At 44.5% G+C, this 17,509-nt stretch carries 21 protein-coding genes and 1 other annotated feature; of the genes, 3 read left to right on the forward strand and 18 right to left on the reverse strand.

Annotated features, from left to right (window positions below; all coding sequences use genetic code 11):
* Window positions 1-59 precede the first annotated feature (59 nt).
* The 12 genes from AC3RCL_RS17780 to AC3RCL_RS17835 all read right to left on the reverse strand — a co-directional run bounded on the left by AC3RCL_RS17780 (window position 60) and on the right by AC3RCL_RS17835 (window position 7,925).
* A complete protein-coding gene (locus AC3RCL_RS17780; protein ID WP_492531091.1) occupies window positions 60-512 on the reverse strand; it encodes a hypothetical protein in 453 nt (150 codons plus the stop codon).
* 279 nt (window positions 513-791) lie between these two features.
* Window positions 792-1,316, reverse strand: coding sequence for an ATP-binding protein (locus AC3RCL_RS17785; protein WP_492531094.1), 525 nt, complete (start codon window positions 1,314-1,316; stop codon window positions 792-794).
* A 234-nt stretch (window positions 1,317-1,550) separates the two neighbouring features.
* Window positions 1,551-2,060, reverse strand: coding sequence for a P-loop NTPase family protein (locus AC3RCL_RS17790; RefSeq protein ID WP_492531096.1), 510 nt, complete (start codon window positions 2,058-2,060; stop codon window positions 1,551-1,553).
* 377 nt (window positions 2,061-2,437) lie between these two features.
* Complete coding sequence (locus AC3RCL_RS17795; RefSeq protein WP_492531098.1) at window positions 2,438-2,740, reverse strand: GNAT family N-acetyltransferase; 303 nt, start codon at window positions 2,738-2,740, stop codon at window positions 2,438-2,440.
* Between the two features lie 11 nt (window positions 2,741-2,751).
* Window positions 2,752-3,087: an HIT family protein gene (locus AC3RCL_RS17800; protein WP_492531100.1), complete on the reverse strand. Its 336-nt coding sequence runs from the start codon at window positions 3,085-3,087 to the stop codon at window positions 2,752-2,754.
* Window positions 3,088-3,225: 138 nt separating this feature from the next.
* Window positions 3,226-3,765, reverse strand: a complete 540-nt coding sequence (locus tag AC3RCL_RS17805; RefSeq protein ID WP_192572664.1) for an NUDIX hydrolase — start codon at window positions 3,763-3,765, stop codon at window positions 3,226-3,228.
* Between the two features lie 700 nt (window positions 3,766-4,465).
* Window positions 4,466-4,810 (reverse strand): DUF6602 domain-containing protein, encoded by a 345-nt coding sequence (locus AC3RCL_RS17810; protein ID WP_492531103.1) that lies wholly within the window; start codon window positions 4,808-4,810, stop codon window positions 4,466-4,468.
* Window positions 4,811-5,199: 389 nt separating this feature from the next.
* Window positions 5,200-5,706: a hypothetical protein gene (locus AC3RCL_RS17815; protein ID WP_492531105.1), complete on the reverse strand. Its 507-nt coding sequence runs from the start codon at window positions 5,704-5,706 to the stop codon at window positions 5,200-5,202.
* A 196-nt stretch (window positions 5,707-5,902) separates the two neighbouring features.
* A complete protein-coding gene (locus AC3RCL_RS17820; protein ID WP_492531107.1) occupies window positions 5,903-6,349 on the reverse strand; it encodes a GrpB family protein in 447 nt (148 codons plus the stop codon).
* Between the two features lie 245 nt (window positions 6,350-6,594).
* Window positions 6,595-7,134, reverse strand: a complete 540-nt coding sequence (locus tag AC3RCL_RS17825; protein WP_492531109.1) for a P-loop nucleotide/nucleoside kinase family protein — start codon at window positions 7,132-7,134, stop codon at window positions 6,595-6,597.
* A gap of 60 nt (window positions 7,135-7,194) precedes the next feature.
* On the reverse strand, window positions 7,195-7,560 hold the full coding sequence (locus AC3RCL_RS17830) for a tyrosine-type recombinase/integrase (protein WP_492531111.1): 366 nt from the start codon (window positions 7,558-7,560) through the stop codon (window positions 7,195-7,197).
* 71 nt (window positions 7,561-7,631) lie between these two features.
* On the reverse strand, window positions 7,632-7,925 hold the full coding sequence (locus AC3RCL_RS17835; RefSeq protein WP_492531113.1) for a phage integrase N-terminal SAM-like domain-containing protein: 294 nt from the start codon (window positions 7,923-7,925) through the stop codon (window positions 7,632-7,634).
* 244 nt (window positions 7,926-8,169) lie between these two features.
* Between AC3RCL_RS17835 and mraY the strand changes: the two genes are divergently transcribed.
* Window positions 8,170-9,120 carry a phospho-N-acetylmuramoyl-pentapeptide-transferase gene (mraY, locus tag AC3RCL_RS17840; protein ID WP_492536398.1) on the forward strand — a complete coding sequence of 317 codons (951 nt, stop codon included), beginning with the start codon at window positions 8,170-8,172 and terminating at the stop codon, window positions 9,118-9,120.
* Window positions 9,121-9,211: 91 nt separating this feature from the next.
* Here mraY and AC3RCL_RS17845 read toward each other — a convergent pair whose 3' ends face one another.
* Both AC3RCL_RS17845 and AC3RCL_RS17850 read right to left on the reverse strand, forming a co-directional pair.
* Window positions 9,212-10,156: an aminoglycoside phosphotransferase family protein gene (locus AC3RCL_RS17845; protein ID WP_492531115.1), complete on the reverse strand. Its 945-nt coding sequence runs from the start codon at window positions 10,154-10,156 to the stop codon at window positions 9,212-9,214.
* A 151-nt stretch (window positions 10,157-10,307) separates the two neighbouring features.
* A complete protein-coding gene (locus AC3RCL_RS17850; RefSeq protein ID WP_192572275.1) occupies window positions 10,308-10,622 on the reverse strand; it encodes a DUF1904 family protein in 315 nt (104 codons plus the stop codon).
* Window positions 10,623-10,860: 238 nt separating this feature from the next.
* Here AC3RCL_RS17850 and AC3RCL_RS17855 point away from each other — a divergent pair, with 238 nt between their 5' ends.
* Window positions 10,861-11,772 carry an aminoglycoside phosphotransferase family protein gene (locus tag AC3RCL_RS17855; protein ID WP_492531118.1) on the forward strand — a complete coding sequence of 304 codons (912 nt, stop codon included), beginning with the start codon at window positions 10,861-10,863 and terminating at the stop codon, window positions 11,770-11,772.
* Window positions 11,773-11,863: 91 nt separating this feature from the next.
* On the opposite strand, the gene AC3RCL_RS17860 is transcribed toward AC3RCL_RS17855, so the two are convergent.
* Window positions 11,864-12,265 carry a hypothetical protein gene (locus AC3RCL_RS17860; protein ID WP_192572277.1) on the reverse strand — a complete coding sequence of 134 codons (402 nt, stop codon included), beginning with the start codon at window positions 12,263-12,265 and terminating at the stop codon, window positions 11,864-11,866.
* 194 nt (window positions 12,266-12,459) lie between these two features.
* Here AC3RCL_RS17860 and AC3RCL_RS17865 point away from each other — a divergent pair, with 194 nt between their 5' ends.
* On the forward strand, window positions 12,460-13,680 hold the full coding sequence (locus tag AC3RCL_RS17865; RefSeq protein ID WP_492531120.1) for an RNA polymerase sigma factor: 1,221 nt from the start codon (window positions 12,460-12,462) through the stop codon (window positions 13,678-13,680).
* Window positions 13,681-13,755: 75 nt separating this feature from the next.
* On the opposite strand, the gene AC3RCL_RS17870 is transcribed toward AC3RCL_RS17865, so the two are convergent.
* The 3 genes from AC3RCL_RS17870 to nasC form a co-directional block, all read right to left on the reverse strand.
* A complete protein-coding gene (locus AC3RCL_RS17870; protein ID WP_492531122.1) occupies window positions 13,756-14,553 on the reverse strand; it encodes a PP2C family serine/threonine-protein phosphatase in 798 nt (265 codons plus the stop codon).
* Entirely contained in the window at window positions 14,550-15,017 is a 468-nt protein-coding gene (locus tag AC3RCL_RS17875) for an HIT family protein (protein WP_192572280.1), read from the reverse strand. Before AC3RCL_RS17875 ends, AC3RCL_RS17870 begins: the two co-directional genes overlap by 4 nt.
* A gap of 43 nt (window positions 15,018-15,060) precedes the next feature.
* Window positions 15,061-15,283: a binding site (T-box leader), on the reverse strand.
* 74 nt (window positions 15,284-15,357) lie between these two features.
* Window positions 15,358-17,478, reverse strand: a complete 2,121-nt coding sequence (gene nasC / locus AC3RCL_RS17880) for an assimilatory nitrate reductase catalytic subunit NasC (RefSeq protein ID WP_492531124.1) — start codon at window positions 17,476-17,478, stop codon at window positions 15,358-15,360.
* Window positions 17,479-17,509 lie beyond the last annotated feature (31 nt).

Below are 17,509 nucleotides of genomic sequence, written 5' to 3' on the forward strand. Positions count from 1 at the left end.
GCGTAAGCCACGCAGCGTAATATAATGTTATCTGATGCTGATGACCTACTGAAATACTCTCAAAATAAATCTCTCGGTATTTCAACTATAATCGGATCAGTCGTTGATACGATATCTATCACATGATTTAAACAGGATATTCCATAGTGCTTGTATGGTCCGGGATATTCTTCTGTCGCTATAGTACTTGTACTTATAAAATCCAGATATCTTGATTTACTGTAGATTCTAAATATCTTGCCTTCAAATTCTTCATAATCATCCCAAACAGTATAACTTTCGTTTCTTACTGAATAGCCTATATACCGTTCGAAATCTATTTGAATATGTGGTAATGATTCATCTATGTCTATTGAATATGAATCTTTGATTTCAATTTCACCTATTGTAACTGTCTCAGCAATTTCACTTGCCTTACTCCTACTAAATAATAATCTTAGATGATTATCTTGTGTTTCAAATATCTGATATAAATAAATGTTTTTAAGCATGGAGAGTTCTGAATACCTCAAAGACTCCACTTCCTATCTTAATTAGTACTATTCCATCGGCTTCAGATAACGTTATTGTATTCACGAACACTCACTGCCTTAAACAACCGTAGGGAGTGGCGCGACCCGGTTAGGCTGTGCAGGGTTGTCCGGCTGAGTTAGCTTCTCTGCAAATGAAATGACTCTTTGATTCCACTTCTTCTACCTCGGCCGGACCAAGGAGCGATAGCGACGCAGCGTGAATACCATGTTATCTGATGGATCGGCCCTCTTCGAATTATCTAAATTCACTTATCTCTTTTATTTGTTGAATAATTTCCAAGTATCATTGGGGTCCTTGATGTCAAATAGATAATTAGCCTCATCTTTAGTAGGTTGAACTTCTATCGTATTTTCTTGTCTCTCCAATACTTCCAAAAAGTTCAAGGCACTTCTAAAAATAGCTTTACTTCTTTGGGTTTGTGTAACACGTTCTTTCAATAAATCAATTGGTAAATTAAAGTGGACTATAATACTTTCAAATCCATTGTCATGAAAGTTCTGGAGTACATTTGTTCTTCCTGATTTATTTAAATTGGAATTGCTTAAGATAATGTGGAAATTGCTTTGCTCCATAGCATAGTTAACAATAGCATTTGTTATAGAGAATTTTAAAGTATTGGGACCTTCTATAGGGCGAAGTTTCTTATAATGGCTATTAATAAATTCAGCATGATTATCCTGATCAATGACTATGGCTTGTTGTAGTACAGATTCTAATTCTTTAGCAAAAGTGGTTTTTCCACTATGAGTTTTTCCAACCGTCATGATTACCAGGCGGCTCATAAAATGCTCTCCCATCAATGTTTTCTATTATGATTTTTGCCGATCTTTCAGATAACGTTACTGTATCTACGAACCCGAGAGGCTTAAGGCGCAAACACGCCGGGTCCGACGGACTTAGTTAGCCTCGCAGGGTTGTCTGCCGAAATTGCTACCCCGAATCACATCTCGCAGACCTAGGGCCGAACGGCCCGCAGCGTAGATATTATGTTAGATGATGTTGTCGCCTTCTTCGAATTACTTGGAATAACTCTTAAAATAGTTTTTTACTTCCTTTGGCTTTCTAAAAATTACGATACTCTTACTTCCCTTGTACTTCTCTAATATATTAATTATTCTCATTCGTTGATTCTTCCTAAAATTCCATACTGACTTTATAAATTTATAATCAATGCTTTCTAGACAACCCTTCCCCATGTATTCTCCAGTTGTACCATGATTTAAGATTATCCTTTTCATTAACCTATAAAGACATAGATATCGCGGAAAATCGAAAAAGTAAACAGTGTCCGTATAAGGAATTCTATAATCTAATGTCCTTCCATAGTTTCCATCCATGATATAGGTTTCCTGAACTAATAATTTTTGTAGTATTTCATCAAACTCCTGATTACTACAACTGATCCATCCTGGTTTCCAGTAAAATGAATCTAAATGAATTACAGGTAAGCCTGATTCTTTACTTAGTCTTGATGAAAAAGTTGACTTACCTGAGCCAGGACAACCAATGACTAAGACCCTTTTCATTTATTCCTCCAATGAATTACTTTCAATAAAAATATTGCGATGATTTCATCTAACGTTATTGTATCTACGAACCCGAGAGACTTAAGGGAGCAAAGCGACCGGGTCCGGCAGACTTAGCCTCGCAGGGTTGTGAGCAGAGTTGTCTTCCTGAATTGCCTCTTGCGAACCAAGGGCTGAATGGTCCGCAGCGTAAATACAGTGTTATATGATGGACCTCTAGAACTACTGTCAGATTCTTATGGTTTAAATTTCATGTTTGTATAGTATGTTTTAAATCCAAATTCTTCCCAAAATCTTCTTCCAGTCGGATTACTTTCTAACACATCAATAGATATAGTTGAATCTTGAAATAATTCATTTCTTAATAAATCTATTCCTTATTTTCCTAATCCTCTTCTTCGATATTTCCTACTGATATAATACTGTCTTATATGGAAGGTTTTGTTCTTCCCATTGCTTACGTCCTCTCTTTCCTGATATAAGGCATACCCTACAACATGATCACCCAAGACAAGTAAAGTTGCCTTCCAATCATTATCCAAAAAATCTTTCATTCTGTTGTTCAATTCATTTATTGTCATTTGGTTATCGCTTTTTTCGTCTTCAATAAGCTCTTTATTCATTTGGCTTAAAATGTGCACATCGCATAATTGCGCAGGTATTATCCCCAAGGATTCCATGTTTCAATACCTCATCTTATATAAAATAATTGCTTCGGTTCCTCATTATAAAAATAATAGACCTTATCAATTCCCAATCGTTTTCTTTGTTCACTTCTGAGCTTATGGATTAACGAAATAAATTCTAATCGCTCTTCATCTGTTAATTCATCCATGCAGTAAAAATGCCTCTTTGAAGCTAATATAACTAACCCTTTAATTGGGTAAGCAATATCTTGATGGACATGAAAGTTGCTTGATTCAAAAATTACTCCACCTGTTGAAGAAATCAAACCACTTGTCAATGCGCAGCTTACACATTCAACTTCTACTGATCTTCCATCAGCCAATGTAATTAGTCTTGGCATTATGCACCTCATAGTTTTTGATTTTGATAAGAACTTGCATCGTAATTTCATCTAACGTTCCTGTATCCACGACGTCCCACCGACTTACGGCTCCGAAGCGTGGAAATGATGTTATAGGATGTTCGGGCCTTCCTCGAGTCACTTAAAATGTTCACTTTCGTTCCTTTTTAATATTTCATATGCAATATTTAGGATAGTCTTATCACGCAGAATCATGAACTTTGTTGAATAATCATTACAGTTTATCAATGACTCATTCATCAATTCCATTGCCCTATCTAAAGTCATCCAATTAACCACCATTCCAAGTTGCTTTTCGCTTTCGCTAAGTTTTACAGCGCTGACTCTTCTCCTTGCATATGCTATCCAACAATAGGATAATTGCATAAAATCATTTTTCTTCTTATGTTCTTCAATATATCCCAGTTCATGGAATACTTTAGCTTCATATCCAGTCTCTTCTCTAATCTCTCTTAAAAATGATTGATCTATTGTTTCTTTTTCTTCGATTCCTCCACCTGGCAATTTGTATAGATTAATTTCTGACATATACATCATAGCTGCATTCATCTCTTCATCAATTAGGACACCTCTTGAAGCATATCGTGATACCGACTCAATCAATTCAGGAGTTCCACCGAAAATATCACTATCAGTAATTCTTCTAATTAATTTCATCAGATCAATCCTTTTATTCGATGTCTCTATTCGAGCATTACAAAGATCACCAGTTGCCTGGCTCAGTTTGTTTATATATGTTTTGCCCAAATTTCCTATAACGTTGTGCATTCCTGACGTTCGAGCGGATTAAGTGACCGAAGGGAACGGGTCGTCAGACTTAGCCGATTGAATGTGTCGCCTTGATTCCACTTCTCCGAAAATTCTTATGGCGACCAAGGAGCGAATGCGACGATGTAGGAATGTTTTGTTATCGGATGTCAATGCTTCCCCTGAGTAACTAACATTCTCGAGATTTCAAGCTTAATCGCTATTATCAACAATTAATAGTTAAATAGATTCAAGTGCCTGACTATATAAATCAATATCCATTGCAGGAACGGTCCCCAGATTTTGTAGTTGAGTAAACAATTTAATAAAAAAGAAAATCAAAGTCTCTTCCTTTGAACTGGTATCAAATGTCCCATCCGGTCTTAGGAGGAATGAACCGCTGTCCAATGCACAGCCGATGTTGAGGCGTTGCCACGACTTTAACTCTTCAGTCACTTTCCGAAAGGTGGGGTCCAGTCGGAGGATGTGGTAATTATACCAGCTACGATCTCGAAAACTGGTCTTGGTGGATAAGTTCCACCAGCATGAACGATAGGCACGGACGTGCGATTGAGAGCGCGAACCGTCTCTGCCTTCTCAGCCGCATACACTATGTTTGCTTGTTTAGCGTTTGCTTTACTTCAAAGATTGCGTAGACGCTCTCAGCAGGTATGCACTTAACACCAGCATGACAAAAGACAAAAGGTGAGTATTGTTGGTCGTAAATGACGATATCAATCTGATCACTGCGTGTCCCAGTATTATCCACAATGAAGGCAGTATCTACGCAGTATCGGTTCGGTAAATAAGTACCAAGAAACTCAATCCAACTTGATTCAACCGCATTCCCCTTGGTAGGAGCATGTGTAATATGCTTGCGTAGTAAGTTTAGTTTCATAATCATTTCTTGCTGCATTTCAAGGAATAGTTCTTTCATATTCACTTTGTTAGTCATAATAGGTCCCTACCATATAATGTCTTTCCAGTATTTTTGAGAACGACTTTCTCTCGCCTTTTTCTGAATAATTTCTTTCTCGTACTTATATAAGTCTTCGGAGATGATATTGTTTGTATTCGCAGGGTCAGCGATCTTTCTTGTTGCATTATTCTGCTCTTTGGTTCAAACGCGGATCTGTTTTTTCATTGATTTCCGATAACGTTCTTGTATCTACGAACCCGAGAGGCTTAAAGGAGCGCCAGCGACTGAGTCCGACGGACTTAGGCCTCGCAGGGTTGTTCGATGAATCCACTTCTCTGCTTAGCTCTTCTTGCGAACCAAGAGCCGAATGGATCGCAGCGTAGATACGGTGTTATATGGAGTCTGCGCCATCCTCGAGTTTACTTTCATTGACTCATTATCCAATCAACAAGTTTATTAATTATTTCCTTTGAATCCCCATTCATTCTATATTCCTTTTCATGACTAATAATGATCCCCAATTCACGAATATCAACAAAGTAGTTATTACTTACTCCATCCTTTTCCCTATAAAAGACTGTCATGATAATTAAATCACCAACCCCGCCTCGAAAAGTATTTAATTTTCTAGTGTATGTAATCGAATCCAATATTTGAATTGCCCTATCAAAGTTTATCCCCTGATCTTTGGTTAACAAGTATTCAGAAGAGTTACCATTAGAAATAAAAGTAACATGAATTCTCTCAATATTATCTGTATGTTGTAATACATTTTGAATCTTTAATGGGTAAGTGAAATAGAGGATTAATCCCAGTATAGACACAACAAATATAATGATTAATATCCATGATAATTTAAAAAATCCCCTTAGTCTTTCCAGGATTTTCACCTCCCTTTTTGCGCTGATTTCATATAACGTTACCGCATTCACGAACCTCCGAAGGAGAGATCCCGCCTGCGGACCAAGGGCTGTAAGTCCCGCAGCGTGAATGCAATGTTATATGATATCTACGCCTTCTACGATATACTTACATATCGGTCTTTCCTGGTTTCCAACCAGTAACTTGACTCCATTTACTGGCCTTGCTCATGATTTCCCAAATTATTGGTTCTTTGCCTTCCACATATCAATCCCGCTCATTTCGATATTGTTTCATCAAATCATTTTTCACTTCCGCATATTTTCTGCAATCATCTTCATTAGTCCGAAGATAATCCCTGAATAAGAGTGAAAATTGTTCAGACCAACTTCCAAATTCTCTTATATGGATATGAATTCGTTTTCTTCCAAGCTTTTCACGGAAATATCGTTTTGTTAGGTCAGGATTATCATATCTATAGATAAATCCTATGTTCTCAAGTTTAGTTTTATATATTTCTATCGGTTCGAATGATCGGACCGAAATCTGAATATCAATAATAGGTTTTGCATCTAATCCTTCTATAGAAGTTGAGCCGATATGATCTATTCGAATAGCTAGCTCGCCAAGTGCTTGTCGAATCGCTAAACCAATACTTTTAAATTCTTGTTTCCACGAAAAATCATAAGGTACTACAATAATCGGATCTGACATAATAACCTCCGATAAGATTTGTGTTTTTAGTTTCGCGTAGGTTTCCGATAACGTTCCCATATTCACGACGTCGCACCGACTTAAGGCTGCGCCAGCAGCCTTAAGTCGGTGCGGATGTGTCCGCTGCTTCCTCTCCCATGCCGATCTCTTCTTGCGGACCAAGGAGCCACCAGGCTCCGCATGCGTGAATATAATGTTATTGGATGTCAGCGCCTTCATTGAAACTCCTACACCATTAGTTCACTTTAATATTCTTTAGCTTCTACGATAATTTCCCCTTCTCCAGAAGGCACTTCAAAACCCTTGAGGAATGAAGATAATATTTCTTCTGTTATTGTAAACGCAGCATTAGCATCGAATCGCTGGCTCCGAATGCGAAGTCGTTCACGTAAATCATTAGGATGAACTTTCAAATAAATCAGTTTCCACTCTCCTCCTCCATCTTCAATTAGCTTTTTATATTCATTCCGTCTCTTCCGCTGCCAAAAACTGAAATCAATAACCACATTGCGCTTATCATTCAAAAGATTTACTAGTTCATTACGCAGCTTTAATTCGGCTTCAACTTTTAGTTGCTCATAGATTTCAACTGGATAATCAATTCCGTAACGACCATTTGTAGCCCAAATTTCTTCATCAATGGAGAGACGTACAAAGCCCCTCTGCTCTAGTCGTTGAGCAAATGTTGTTTTTCCCGATCCAGCCACTCCACACATCAATACTGCTAATGGAGCGGAAACGTCTGCTTGATAAAGAAAATCATATATTTCAAGATTGTTAATCACCAAAATTCTCCTTTCATCCTCAAGTCAGGTTAATATTCTCTGGAGTCCTCATTATATCTCTTAATAGAATTTTGTATTTTTCTTTTTTGCGTTGTTTTCCGATAACGTCTTTTTCACGAACTTCGCAAAAATATCATCTCTGGAGGTGTTTACGAAGTTCGAGAACACTCCTTCACCAATCATGTTTACGATTTCTCCCGGAATCTCCTCTTCCAATTGATCTAACGGACTTTTGATCCTTCTTATGTCCTTTACACTCACATGTGTGTACCTTTCGGTGGTGCGTACACTTTGATGACCGAGCAACTCTTGAATGAAGCGAATGTCAATTCCACCTTCCAACAGATGGGTAGCGAATGAATGGCGTAAGGCGTGAATACTAACCTTTTTCTGGATTCCAGAGGCAGTACGTGCTTGTTCAAACACTTTTTGCACCGTTCGTTCAGTTATATGGTGCTCTGGGTGTTGACCTGGGAACATCCAAAATTATGGAGTACTTATAAGATCAACATCACTTCGTTCATCGATAACACATTCGGCAACTTCTTTTCTTTCTTAGGGCGAACATAAGAGACTGTCTCCTCATGCAATAGTACATTTTGAACATAGAATTTGATCGCGCTGAGCGCTTGATTAACATAGGAATGGGAACATTTCCTATGAAGTAAGTGCACGGAATAACTCTGAATCATGTTCTCGTGACCCATCCCATAATTTTGCTGTTGTACAAAAGTGTGAAATCGATGGACTTGACTACAATAAGCTTTTATCTCACATTTCCATCCTCTCATTATAGCAGCAACCTAATTATTGGAAAGCAAAAAGAGCTTCCAATCGCCGCAATCGACGTTGTAAGCTCCGATGTGGTGGATGTTGAATTGGTATCCCTACATTCCACGAGAAATGGCGGCCATGGTCTGACGAACGCTTGTCCATTAACGGCACTTATCAATTCTAGAAATTTGAAGGAATATTTGTCCATTCCATCGAAATACAATGAACTAACGGAAATGGATAGAAAGCGATGTGTATGAGATGAATGGATTTCTGGGTGTGTCCGGACTATCGTTTTTGCTAGTGACGCTATTTACGCCGCTGCTCATCTGGGGTTTGCGCACCTTAAAGCTAACGCAGCCGATCCGGACCGAGCTGCCTCCCGATCATCAAGCCAAACGCGGGACGCCGTTGATGGCTGGCCTTATTTTGTTGATTGGCATTGGGATGTCGCTGCAGTTTCAACCTACGCCGCTGACTGTTTTCTTATGTTCCACCTTTCTTCTGTTCAGCTCGATCGGGTTTATGGACGACTTCAAAAAAGCGGCGTGGCAGGACCCGTCCGGAATATCCGGCCGAACGAAGCTTGTGCTTCAGTTCCTGTTTACCGGGGCATTATTGTATGTCCTGTTCCAGTCCTTCTCGCTGACAAGTGATATCGCGCTTTTCAACGGATTCCAGCTTCACCTGCCGATCAGCGTCTACATTATCATCATGCTGCTGTTCATTGTAGGCTCGGCGAATGCCATCAACTTTACCGATGGTTTGGACGGACTGTTGATCAATGTGGCCATTCCGACCTACTTTTTCTTCTTCCTGATCTCCGATAAACCGGAGGTTCAGATGTTCTCGCTGGTCATGATCGGCTGTCTGCTGGGCTTGCTGCTCTACAACATTCATCCGGCCCGGGCTTTTATGGGTGATACGGGATCCCTCGCTATCGGCGGCTCCCTTTCATTCCTTGCGGTGATCGAGAAGGTCGAAATTCTGATTCCCCTGCTGTTCCTGATCTATTTGGCGGAGCAGCTTTCGGTTATCCTGCAGGTATGGTATTACAAACGGACCAAGCTGCGCCTGTTCCGGATGGCCCCGATCCATTTCCACTTCAGTCTCAAGTACGGCTGGAGCGAGAACAAAATCGTGATGATCTTCGGTTTTGTCTCCTGGTTTATGGCTCTGCTCTGTTGGGTGCTGGCAAAATACGTCATGTGAACCATTCCAATGGACAAGCCAAGCAAGAGCCTCCTGGTAGATGCCCCGAACTCTGCCAGGAGGCTTTTTACATATTGAAACCCAACGCTGATTAGGATTTCGACATCGTGATCTCTTCAAGCTCTTTCTTCAGGCTGTGAAGCGTGGACGCGCGTTCTTCGTCATTCTGGACATCACATAGCAGCTGCTCCATGAACTCCCAGATATCCTCCAATTTACGTCTGCCTTGATAAAACGTCAGCGCCTCGCTGTTCATCTCGTAATCGCTTTGCGTTTCTTTATAAATCCTCATAAATGATTCGAAGTAGGGTTCAGCGACAAAAAACATCATATCCGCTTCGACCGGCGCCAGCTTTAGCCCCTCCCAGTCAATCAATATCAATTGCTGACCATCCGACATCAGATTCCAGGCATGCACGTCCGTGTGGCACAGCGCCAGGCGAAGATCGCGTTTCTTCAGCTCTTCGGACAGCGCTTCCACTTCAAGCATCAAACCCATCAAGCAGTCGATATGGGGATTCATGACTTCCCCGATGTCATCCGGCTTCCCCGCGTCCAGCGCCTCCCTTAGCTGACCAAGAAAAGGCACCGTAAAGCTTTCCGTCATGGCACTTGTCACCAGCGGAAAATCCTCCCCGTAACGATGGAGCTCAGCGATGATCTCTGCCAGTTGTCTCACTTGATTCTCCGTCAGCTTGCGGTCTGCGATCGTGTCCCCGTCGATATATTCATACAACAAATAAATGCCTTCGTTATCCTCGCATCGATAACGTCGGTCTGTCGTCAGCATCGGCACCGGAATGCTGCCCTTTAATCGACTATGCTCCTCAAGCCACAGCAGGATCGGAACATAATCGTCAATCAGCGCAGTCAATTTGGGCGTGGAGGCCCGGCTTTTCTCATAAACTTTCAGGAAATAGTCCTGTGCGCCGTTACTCACTTTGTAAGCAAGCGCAGCCCAACCGCCCTGCTGGGGTACAATAAAGGGATGAGCCAAACCGTAATATTCCTTCAAAATGCCCTGTAGTCGGTCCATGTTTCCTCCTATCCATGCACTTACCATGCCTCATAATCTCTTTGATATATCATAACGGTAAGAAGATATGACATAAAGTCCATCATTCATTTTAATTAAAAAAACAAGGATGCTCTTCTAGCATCCTTGTTTTCACTCATCATATCTTATTTTATTCTAATGGCCTGCCTTCTTTATAATAGAGATTCCGATTGAGAATCACGAAGAATATATGTACGTTCCGGTACCCGTGCTCCGACAGGATCTGGTGTATGCTGGCCGCAATCGCATCATGGGTCTCCTGAGCCCGCTGGAACATCAGGATTTCGACGGATAACGGCGTATTCGTAATGATCCGATATGGAAGCTGTTCGATTTTCACGATTTCTTTCGGAATTTGAACAATACCGGCGAATGTTTCAACCACGGTTGGCGTTATTTCTTCGAGGAAAACTTCTGAAAATCCTTTAAAACGTAAATATGGCACACTTATCCCTTCATTTCATCGATTTATTGGTCTTCTGGATGTCCGCAAGTGACTTTTATCTCTCTTCTACTATACAATAATGTTATTGTGAAAGGAATCACTATGATACAGATATCTAAATTGGTCGGTAAAGTTCAATTACAGCTGTCCTTTCCGTTGCCCGTACGATGGGATTCCGATACACTGAGTAAGTGTTCCGTTTTATGGAAATTATTCATTCATGGAGGTGAAGACGAATATGGGACAAAATCCTTGGAATGCCGAATGGGAAGTGACGGAGCCGTTAGTCCGGCTGCTGCTTTACCGTCAATTCCCCCAGCTATCCTCATTACCCATCCAAGAGATCGGCAGCGGCTGGGACAATACTGTCTATCGCATCGGCGAAGAGTATGTGTTTCGTTTTCCCAGAAGAGCATTTGCCATCCCTTTACTTCAAACCGAAGCCAAAATCCTGCCCAAGCTGGCGAATTACATAACGTTACCCTATGCTAAGCCCCTTTTCTTCGGAAAAGAAAGCGCAGACTACCCCGCGCCTTTTCTGGGGTACACCTATCTTTCCGGGTCGTTTCCGATTGGATTGACGGATGAAACACGGATGCAGTCGGCGGCAGCGCTCGCGCGCTTTCTGAAGAACCTGCATGCCTTTCCCGTGGACATAGCGCAGCAAGAAGGTGTAGCGGTGGACCATCGTAATCTGACCGATCTCGCTGGGCGCAGGGATAAAATGCTGGACTTTCTAGCCCGGCTTACCCTCCATTTTACGGATGCAGAAATGAAGGAGATCGCCGACTATTTGCACGGCATTTCCTTGGATCGGGCCAAGCAGCGACATATTCTTATTCATGGAGATCTCCATTTCAAAAACATGCTGGTGGACGAAACAGGCAAGCTTTCCGGCATCATCGATTGGGGCGACGTCAGCATCGGACATCCCGCCTGCGACCTGAGCATTGCTTACAGCTTCTTGCCTCCGGCTTCAAGGGAGGGATTTTTTGAAGCCTATGGCAGCGTGGACGAAGAAACGAAAGTGCTGGCTCGTTTAATCGCCGTTTATATCCCCATGCTCATCTTCATGCAGGCTATCGACGATAAGGACGAAGCCGTTGCACAGGAAGCCAAATCGATTATGAAGCGTGCCATCTCGATTTGATGCATCCATGAGATTTTTGTATCAAACGGCATAACAAAAAGAAGCTTGAGGGTTCAAGCTTCTTTTTGTTCGATCAGACCTTTGCCCTTGGTTAGATTTTCAACACTCCCATTAATGGCATGATGGCTTTTATCACGTTCATGCCCAGTTTAATATGAGGCACGATCTGTCCCAGGAAGCCGAGAGGGCCTGCAGGCGCAGCCGCCACTCCCTCCTCAGCTCCTTCGGCTGACGCAGCGCTTGGAGGTCCGCCAAAGAGGTCGCTTAAAAATCCGGATATTTGCGCTTTGTCTCCGCTTCGGGCAATCGCAGCCGGCATCTTATTGTTGGCCCGGAGCCCTGATAGCGTCACTTCCCCGCCTTGGATCTGATTCAGTTCGCCGACGTAATAGCTGCCGTCCTTCAGAACGACCACGACCGGCTGACCTACCCAATGCTGCGGCGGTCTCGGTTTGGAAGCGGATCTGGACTTCCTTGCGCGTTTCGAAGGCATATAAGGATCACCTCGCTTCCCATATCCATGATGATGACATCATATGCACAGAACGCCTTTCTTTCTTGTGCCTTTATAGGATGATGAATATAAATGCATAAAAACCTAGATTCCGAGAATATTTCGTTCCACTGTGGCTTTTTGCATACCTCCGGTGTCTAATAAACTGTAAGGTCAAGAGGAGGTTCTTATCCATGTCTAGAGCTCATGACAAACTCCCTGGTTATCCGGATAATCAAGGAACAAAACGAACATTTGAAGATACGTATGATGAATATCGCCCGAGGATCCGGCATTATCTCGCACTGAAATTGAATCCGACGGCGGCAGATGACTTAACCCAGCAAGTGTTTTTAAAGGCAATGGAGAACCTTGATAAGTTTAACGGAACATTCAGTCTGTTCACTTGGATCTTCAAAATTGCTCAAAACACAGTCAAAAATGAGTATCGAAGTTTAGCGCGAAAAAATGAAAAACCTTATGACTTTACACGTTTTGAATCGCAGTCCATCTCCCTTGATTTTGCAGGTTATGTTGATATTCGAATTGATATCGGAGCGGCGCTTAAGAAGTTAAGCGAACGGGATCAGCAGATCATATCTTTACGATTTTTTGTGGATTGTACGCTGCAGGAAATTTCCCAGATTGTCGGCATGCGCGAGAGTGCGGTGAAAAACCGATTGTATCGGTCCTTAGCGAAGCTGAAGAAAGAATTAAGAGAATGGGGTGACATCACGATTATGTCGATACTCGACTTGATATCCATTGAAAGTAAAAGTGAGGCAAATCATCATCAGAACAAGGTGCATCAGGACCTGTTTCAAGAACTCAAGAATAATGTAGAACAGATGGCCGCGAAATATAATCATCAGCCTTCCCGCAAAATCGTTATTGAAATTTATCCCGACCTGCCCACATTCCATCAAGCCGTAGGCGAAAGCGATGCACCTAATTGGTTCATGGGCACGTTCGATAACTGCACGTTAAAAATCGTCTCGCCCTTGAACCCGGGACCCGAGCATACCTACCACTCGATCCTCCGGTCCACCCTGCACTTGTATGCCATGTGGTTGATTAGTGATATTAATCCGCTGGCACCTAGATGGATCCGTCAGGGCATCGGGGGGTACGAAGCTCAGCAGATGTCGGAAGACTTCATCCGAAGCACGACGACCGAAGCTATTCTTAGTCGGGCATTTCCAAGCTTCGAGGATCTGAATGATGATTCCTGGGATTTCGGCAAAACAGGATTTCAGTTTTCATATTTGATCGTTGCGTTCATGATTGAAAAATACGGGTTAGATTCATTGAACCAATTCATTCGCAATCCGGATGATTATTACGGCATCTTCCATCTTTCCAAGGAAGATCTTCATGAACAGTGGACGAAAAATCTCCAGCACCAGCTTAATTAAATCAATGGAAACCCGGTCATTGACCGGGTTTCCTAGCCTTTTTCAATTGAATTCATCATGCCTTGCATGCATTTCCTATCTTGAACCATCGGATGGATAGCTGGGATGATGCTCGAGCTCCACTTGCCATGCAATCATGGTGACGCTGTCCTTGATCCCGCGTTCATGCGACATTTGCATGAAATCCTTCACGCCTTTTTCCAGATCAACGCCACGCAGCTGTTTCATATGTTCCAGAAATAACGGTCCCCAATCTAAAGCGCCATCGGTGCTTAATACAATCACGTTTTTCCCGGAGCGCAGCTCTCTTACGCCCGTGGAATAACAAGGGACCTGCTTATCGAAGGTGTTTACCTTCCCTATCCATTCGTAGAAATTCCGTTGATTGAGCAAGGTTTGCCCGAGCGCCGTCAATTCGGGATGAAGCAGATAAAGCAGGCAATCCCCGACGTTAAACCACCACAAGTATTCTTCGCGTCTGCAGCATAGCAGACAGGAAGTTTCACCCGCAATTCCCCTGCAATCCTCGCGAAAGCGTTCGGAAGTCAACATGCCCAGCAAATAGTCATGCAGGTTTTGAAAACACTGCTCGATTGGCTCTCGGAGGATGCCAGCAATCTCGGAAGCGGCCCCATCGATATAGGATAAGACGAGCTGGGCGCTCTCATCGGTTTCATGGGCATCCAGCAGCAGGACGAATTCCAAATCAGATTCCGCATCGATCCAGATATAAGCGCCATCCTCGTTTTTATCCGCCCCGGCTGCCGAGCTGCCGCCATACCGGCCCAGTACCCCATGGGAAACCGCAATCGTCTGCGGATCGTCGAGGAACATGCTGGAGCTGCCGTGCCACTTCACGATATAGGGCCTCATGGGGAAACCTCATCCTGCGCCATACAACGCCTGATTCGCGAACACACTTCTTCGATCTGAGCGGCATCACCTCGAGGGGCTTCCGGCCAGCCGCTGATTCCAAACCCCCAATAAGACGGGGGCGTATTCGGATAACGCGGAATCAGATGGATATGCAGATGAGGGACGTGATCTCCCAGCACGAAGGAATAGATATGTTCCGCGCCTAAGCATGCTTTCAAGGCGCGACTCACCCGGGTCAGCATCCGTCCGACGGCGGCCGACTCATCGTCCCGCAGCTCCGCTAATCCCGAAACATGCCGCTTGATATCGATCATAATATATCCCAGATAAGCTTCGTTGGAATCGGAAGAAATATGGCCTACGTAGAGCAGCTCATCCTCATAAATCGCTCCCCCCGGTAGCTGGATCTCTCCCCGATGCTTTCGACAGATAAAACAATCGCGCTCTTTCGCGTTAACCATATGAACCCTTCCCTTCGATAAAATATAAAAAGCCCGCCATCCCATAAGAGACGACAGGCTAACTACCCGCGCGGTACCACTCTACTTGATCCGATCTTCATCAAATCCGCTTGAAGCCCGATCACGAAGGCTAAACGTCAAGGCATACTCCATTTCTGCCTCACCACTCATGGGCGAGCTTCGGAATCCTCATGGACTGCATTTCATCATTGCTGCAGCTCTCTGAACCATGAACGATTTCTACTACTCCCAATCATTGTGTTTGTATATAAAATTGTTCCTATTATAATTTTCCTTATTCATCCTGTCAATGAAGAACGGACTCATTGTTGCATCACCCTTACCTCAATGACCGTATCCGGACAGCAGCTGTCTTAAAACCGGGCATCTTGCAGAACGGATCCAGCTCCGGCCGGGTCGCATGATTGACATTCTGCACGCCGCCCCAATGCATCGGGACGAACAGCGTGTCTTCTCTTATATCTTCTTTAATCCTGCTGCGTACGGAAAAACGTCCATGCTCCGACACGATTTCCACCCACTCCCCGTCGCGAATTCGGTAACGCTGCGCGGTAATCGGGTGGATCTCCACGAAATTTTCAAGCTCGCGTGCAAGCAGGGAAGGACTTCTCCGGGTCTGCACGCCCGTCAAGTAGTGTGACAGAAGACGGCCATTGGTCAGAATGAGCGGATACTCCTCGGACACCCCCACCCATGGATTCCCCGGCGTCACGGAAAACACGGCCTTTCTGTTTGGATGGGCGAACGACTGCCGAAACAGAAGCCCCGTCCCCGATTCTTCTTCAGAGGGACACGGCCAATATACTCCCTCTTCCCGGCGCAACCGATCATAGGTGATGCCGAAATAGTCTGCAATGCCGCCTTTGCTTGCAAGCCTCAGCTCATTAAATATCTCTTCGGGCTCATGAAAGTCAAAATATTCACCCTTGCCCAATCTGTCTGCGATCGAACATAGAATCATCCAGTCATGACGCGCCTCCCCAGGCGCCTGTCGCGCCGCCTTCCGGAGAAGAACCCGTCCCTCCAAATTCGTAAGCGTACCTTCATTTTCCATATAGGAGGTTACCGGCAGGACAAGATCGGCGAATCGGGCCGTTTCGGACATAAACATATCCGCAACCACCAGAAAATCGAGATGGTTCAAGCCTTCCTCCACAAGCCCCGCATTCGGATTCGAAACAACGGGATTGGACCCCATCACGAAGAGCGACTTAATTTCGCCTTCATGAATCAGCTCCATCATCTCGTAGGCAGAGACGCCCTTTCCAGGCAGGCTGGAAGCCTTAACGCCCCACACGGAGGCAACATATGCCCGGTCCTCCTCATTCTCGATCGATCGATAGCCTGGCAGCTGATCGGCCTTCTGCCCATGCTCTCTTCCTCCCTGGCCGTTTCCCTGACCGGTGATCGCCCCGTATCCGCAGCCTTCCCTCCCGACTTTTCCTGTTGCCAAGACCAGATTCAGATAACGGCGTACCGCAAGATGGCCATCCGTCTGCTGCTCCACCCCTCGGGCCGTCAGCACCATCCCGGTATCCGCCATAGCATAGGATACGGCGGCCTCCCGGATCAGCTCCACATCTAATCCGCATAAATCGGCAGCCCGTGATAAATCGAAGCTGCCCAAATAGGTTTTCAGTTCCTCGTATCCCGTAGTTCTTGCTTGAATGAAGCCTTCGTCTAAGAGACCTTCATCCACGATCATCTTCAGCATCGCATCCGCCAGCATGGCGTCCGTCCCAGGTCTGATCGCCAAATGCATATCGGCTATTGCGGCCGTTGCGGTTCTGCGCGGATCGATGACGATGATCTTCGCCCCATTCTCCTTGGCCTGGTTGAAGTAAGGGAGCAGCGTAGGCTGGCATTCCGCTATATTGGTGCCGGCCAGCACGATGCAGCGGGCAAGAGGAATATCGGACAGCCTGAACGTCAGCCCCCTGTCGATTCCAAAGGTTTTGCTCCCGGCAGAAGCTGCGGCCGACATGCAGAAACGGCCGTTATAATCGATATACCGGGTACCGAGCGCCACCCTGGCAAATTTCCCGAGCAAATAGGCCGTTTCGTTGGTCAGGGACCCGCCGCCGTAGACGGCATTGGCATCGGGACCATATCTCTCGGATATCGCCTGAAATCGATCGCTAATCACGGCCATCGCTTCATCCCAAGAGCAAGGAACGAGTTCGCCGTTTGAACGGATCAGTGGATGCTGCAGCCGCTGCGAATGGGCTGCGTGCTGATGCGCATTCATGCCTTTGACGCACACCCTGCCTTCGGAAGCGAGGTTCGGTATCCCCTCCACCTTATACTTGGCCCTGAACCGTCCCGGGATGCTCTTCTCTTCCTCTTCAACCGTCATCTTGCACTGTACGCTGCAAAACGGACATTGTGTCTCTACCACGGCCGCAGCTCCTCCCGCAGCGGACGATTCCGAATAAACCATAACTGACCGCCTCTCCCTATATTTCGCTTGT

The sequence above is a fragment of the Paenibacillus sp. MT86 genome (genome assembly GCF_058792535.1).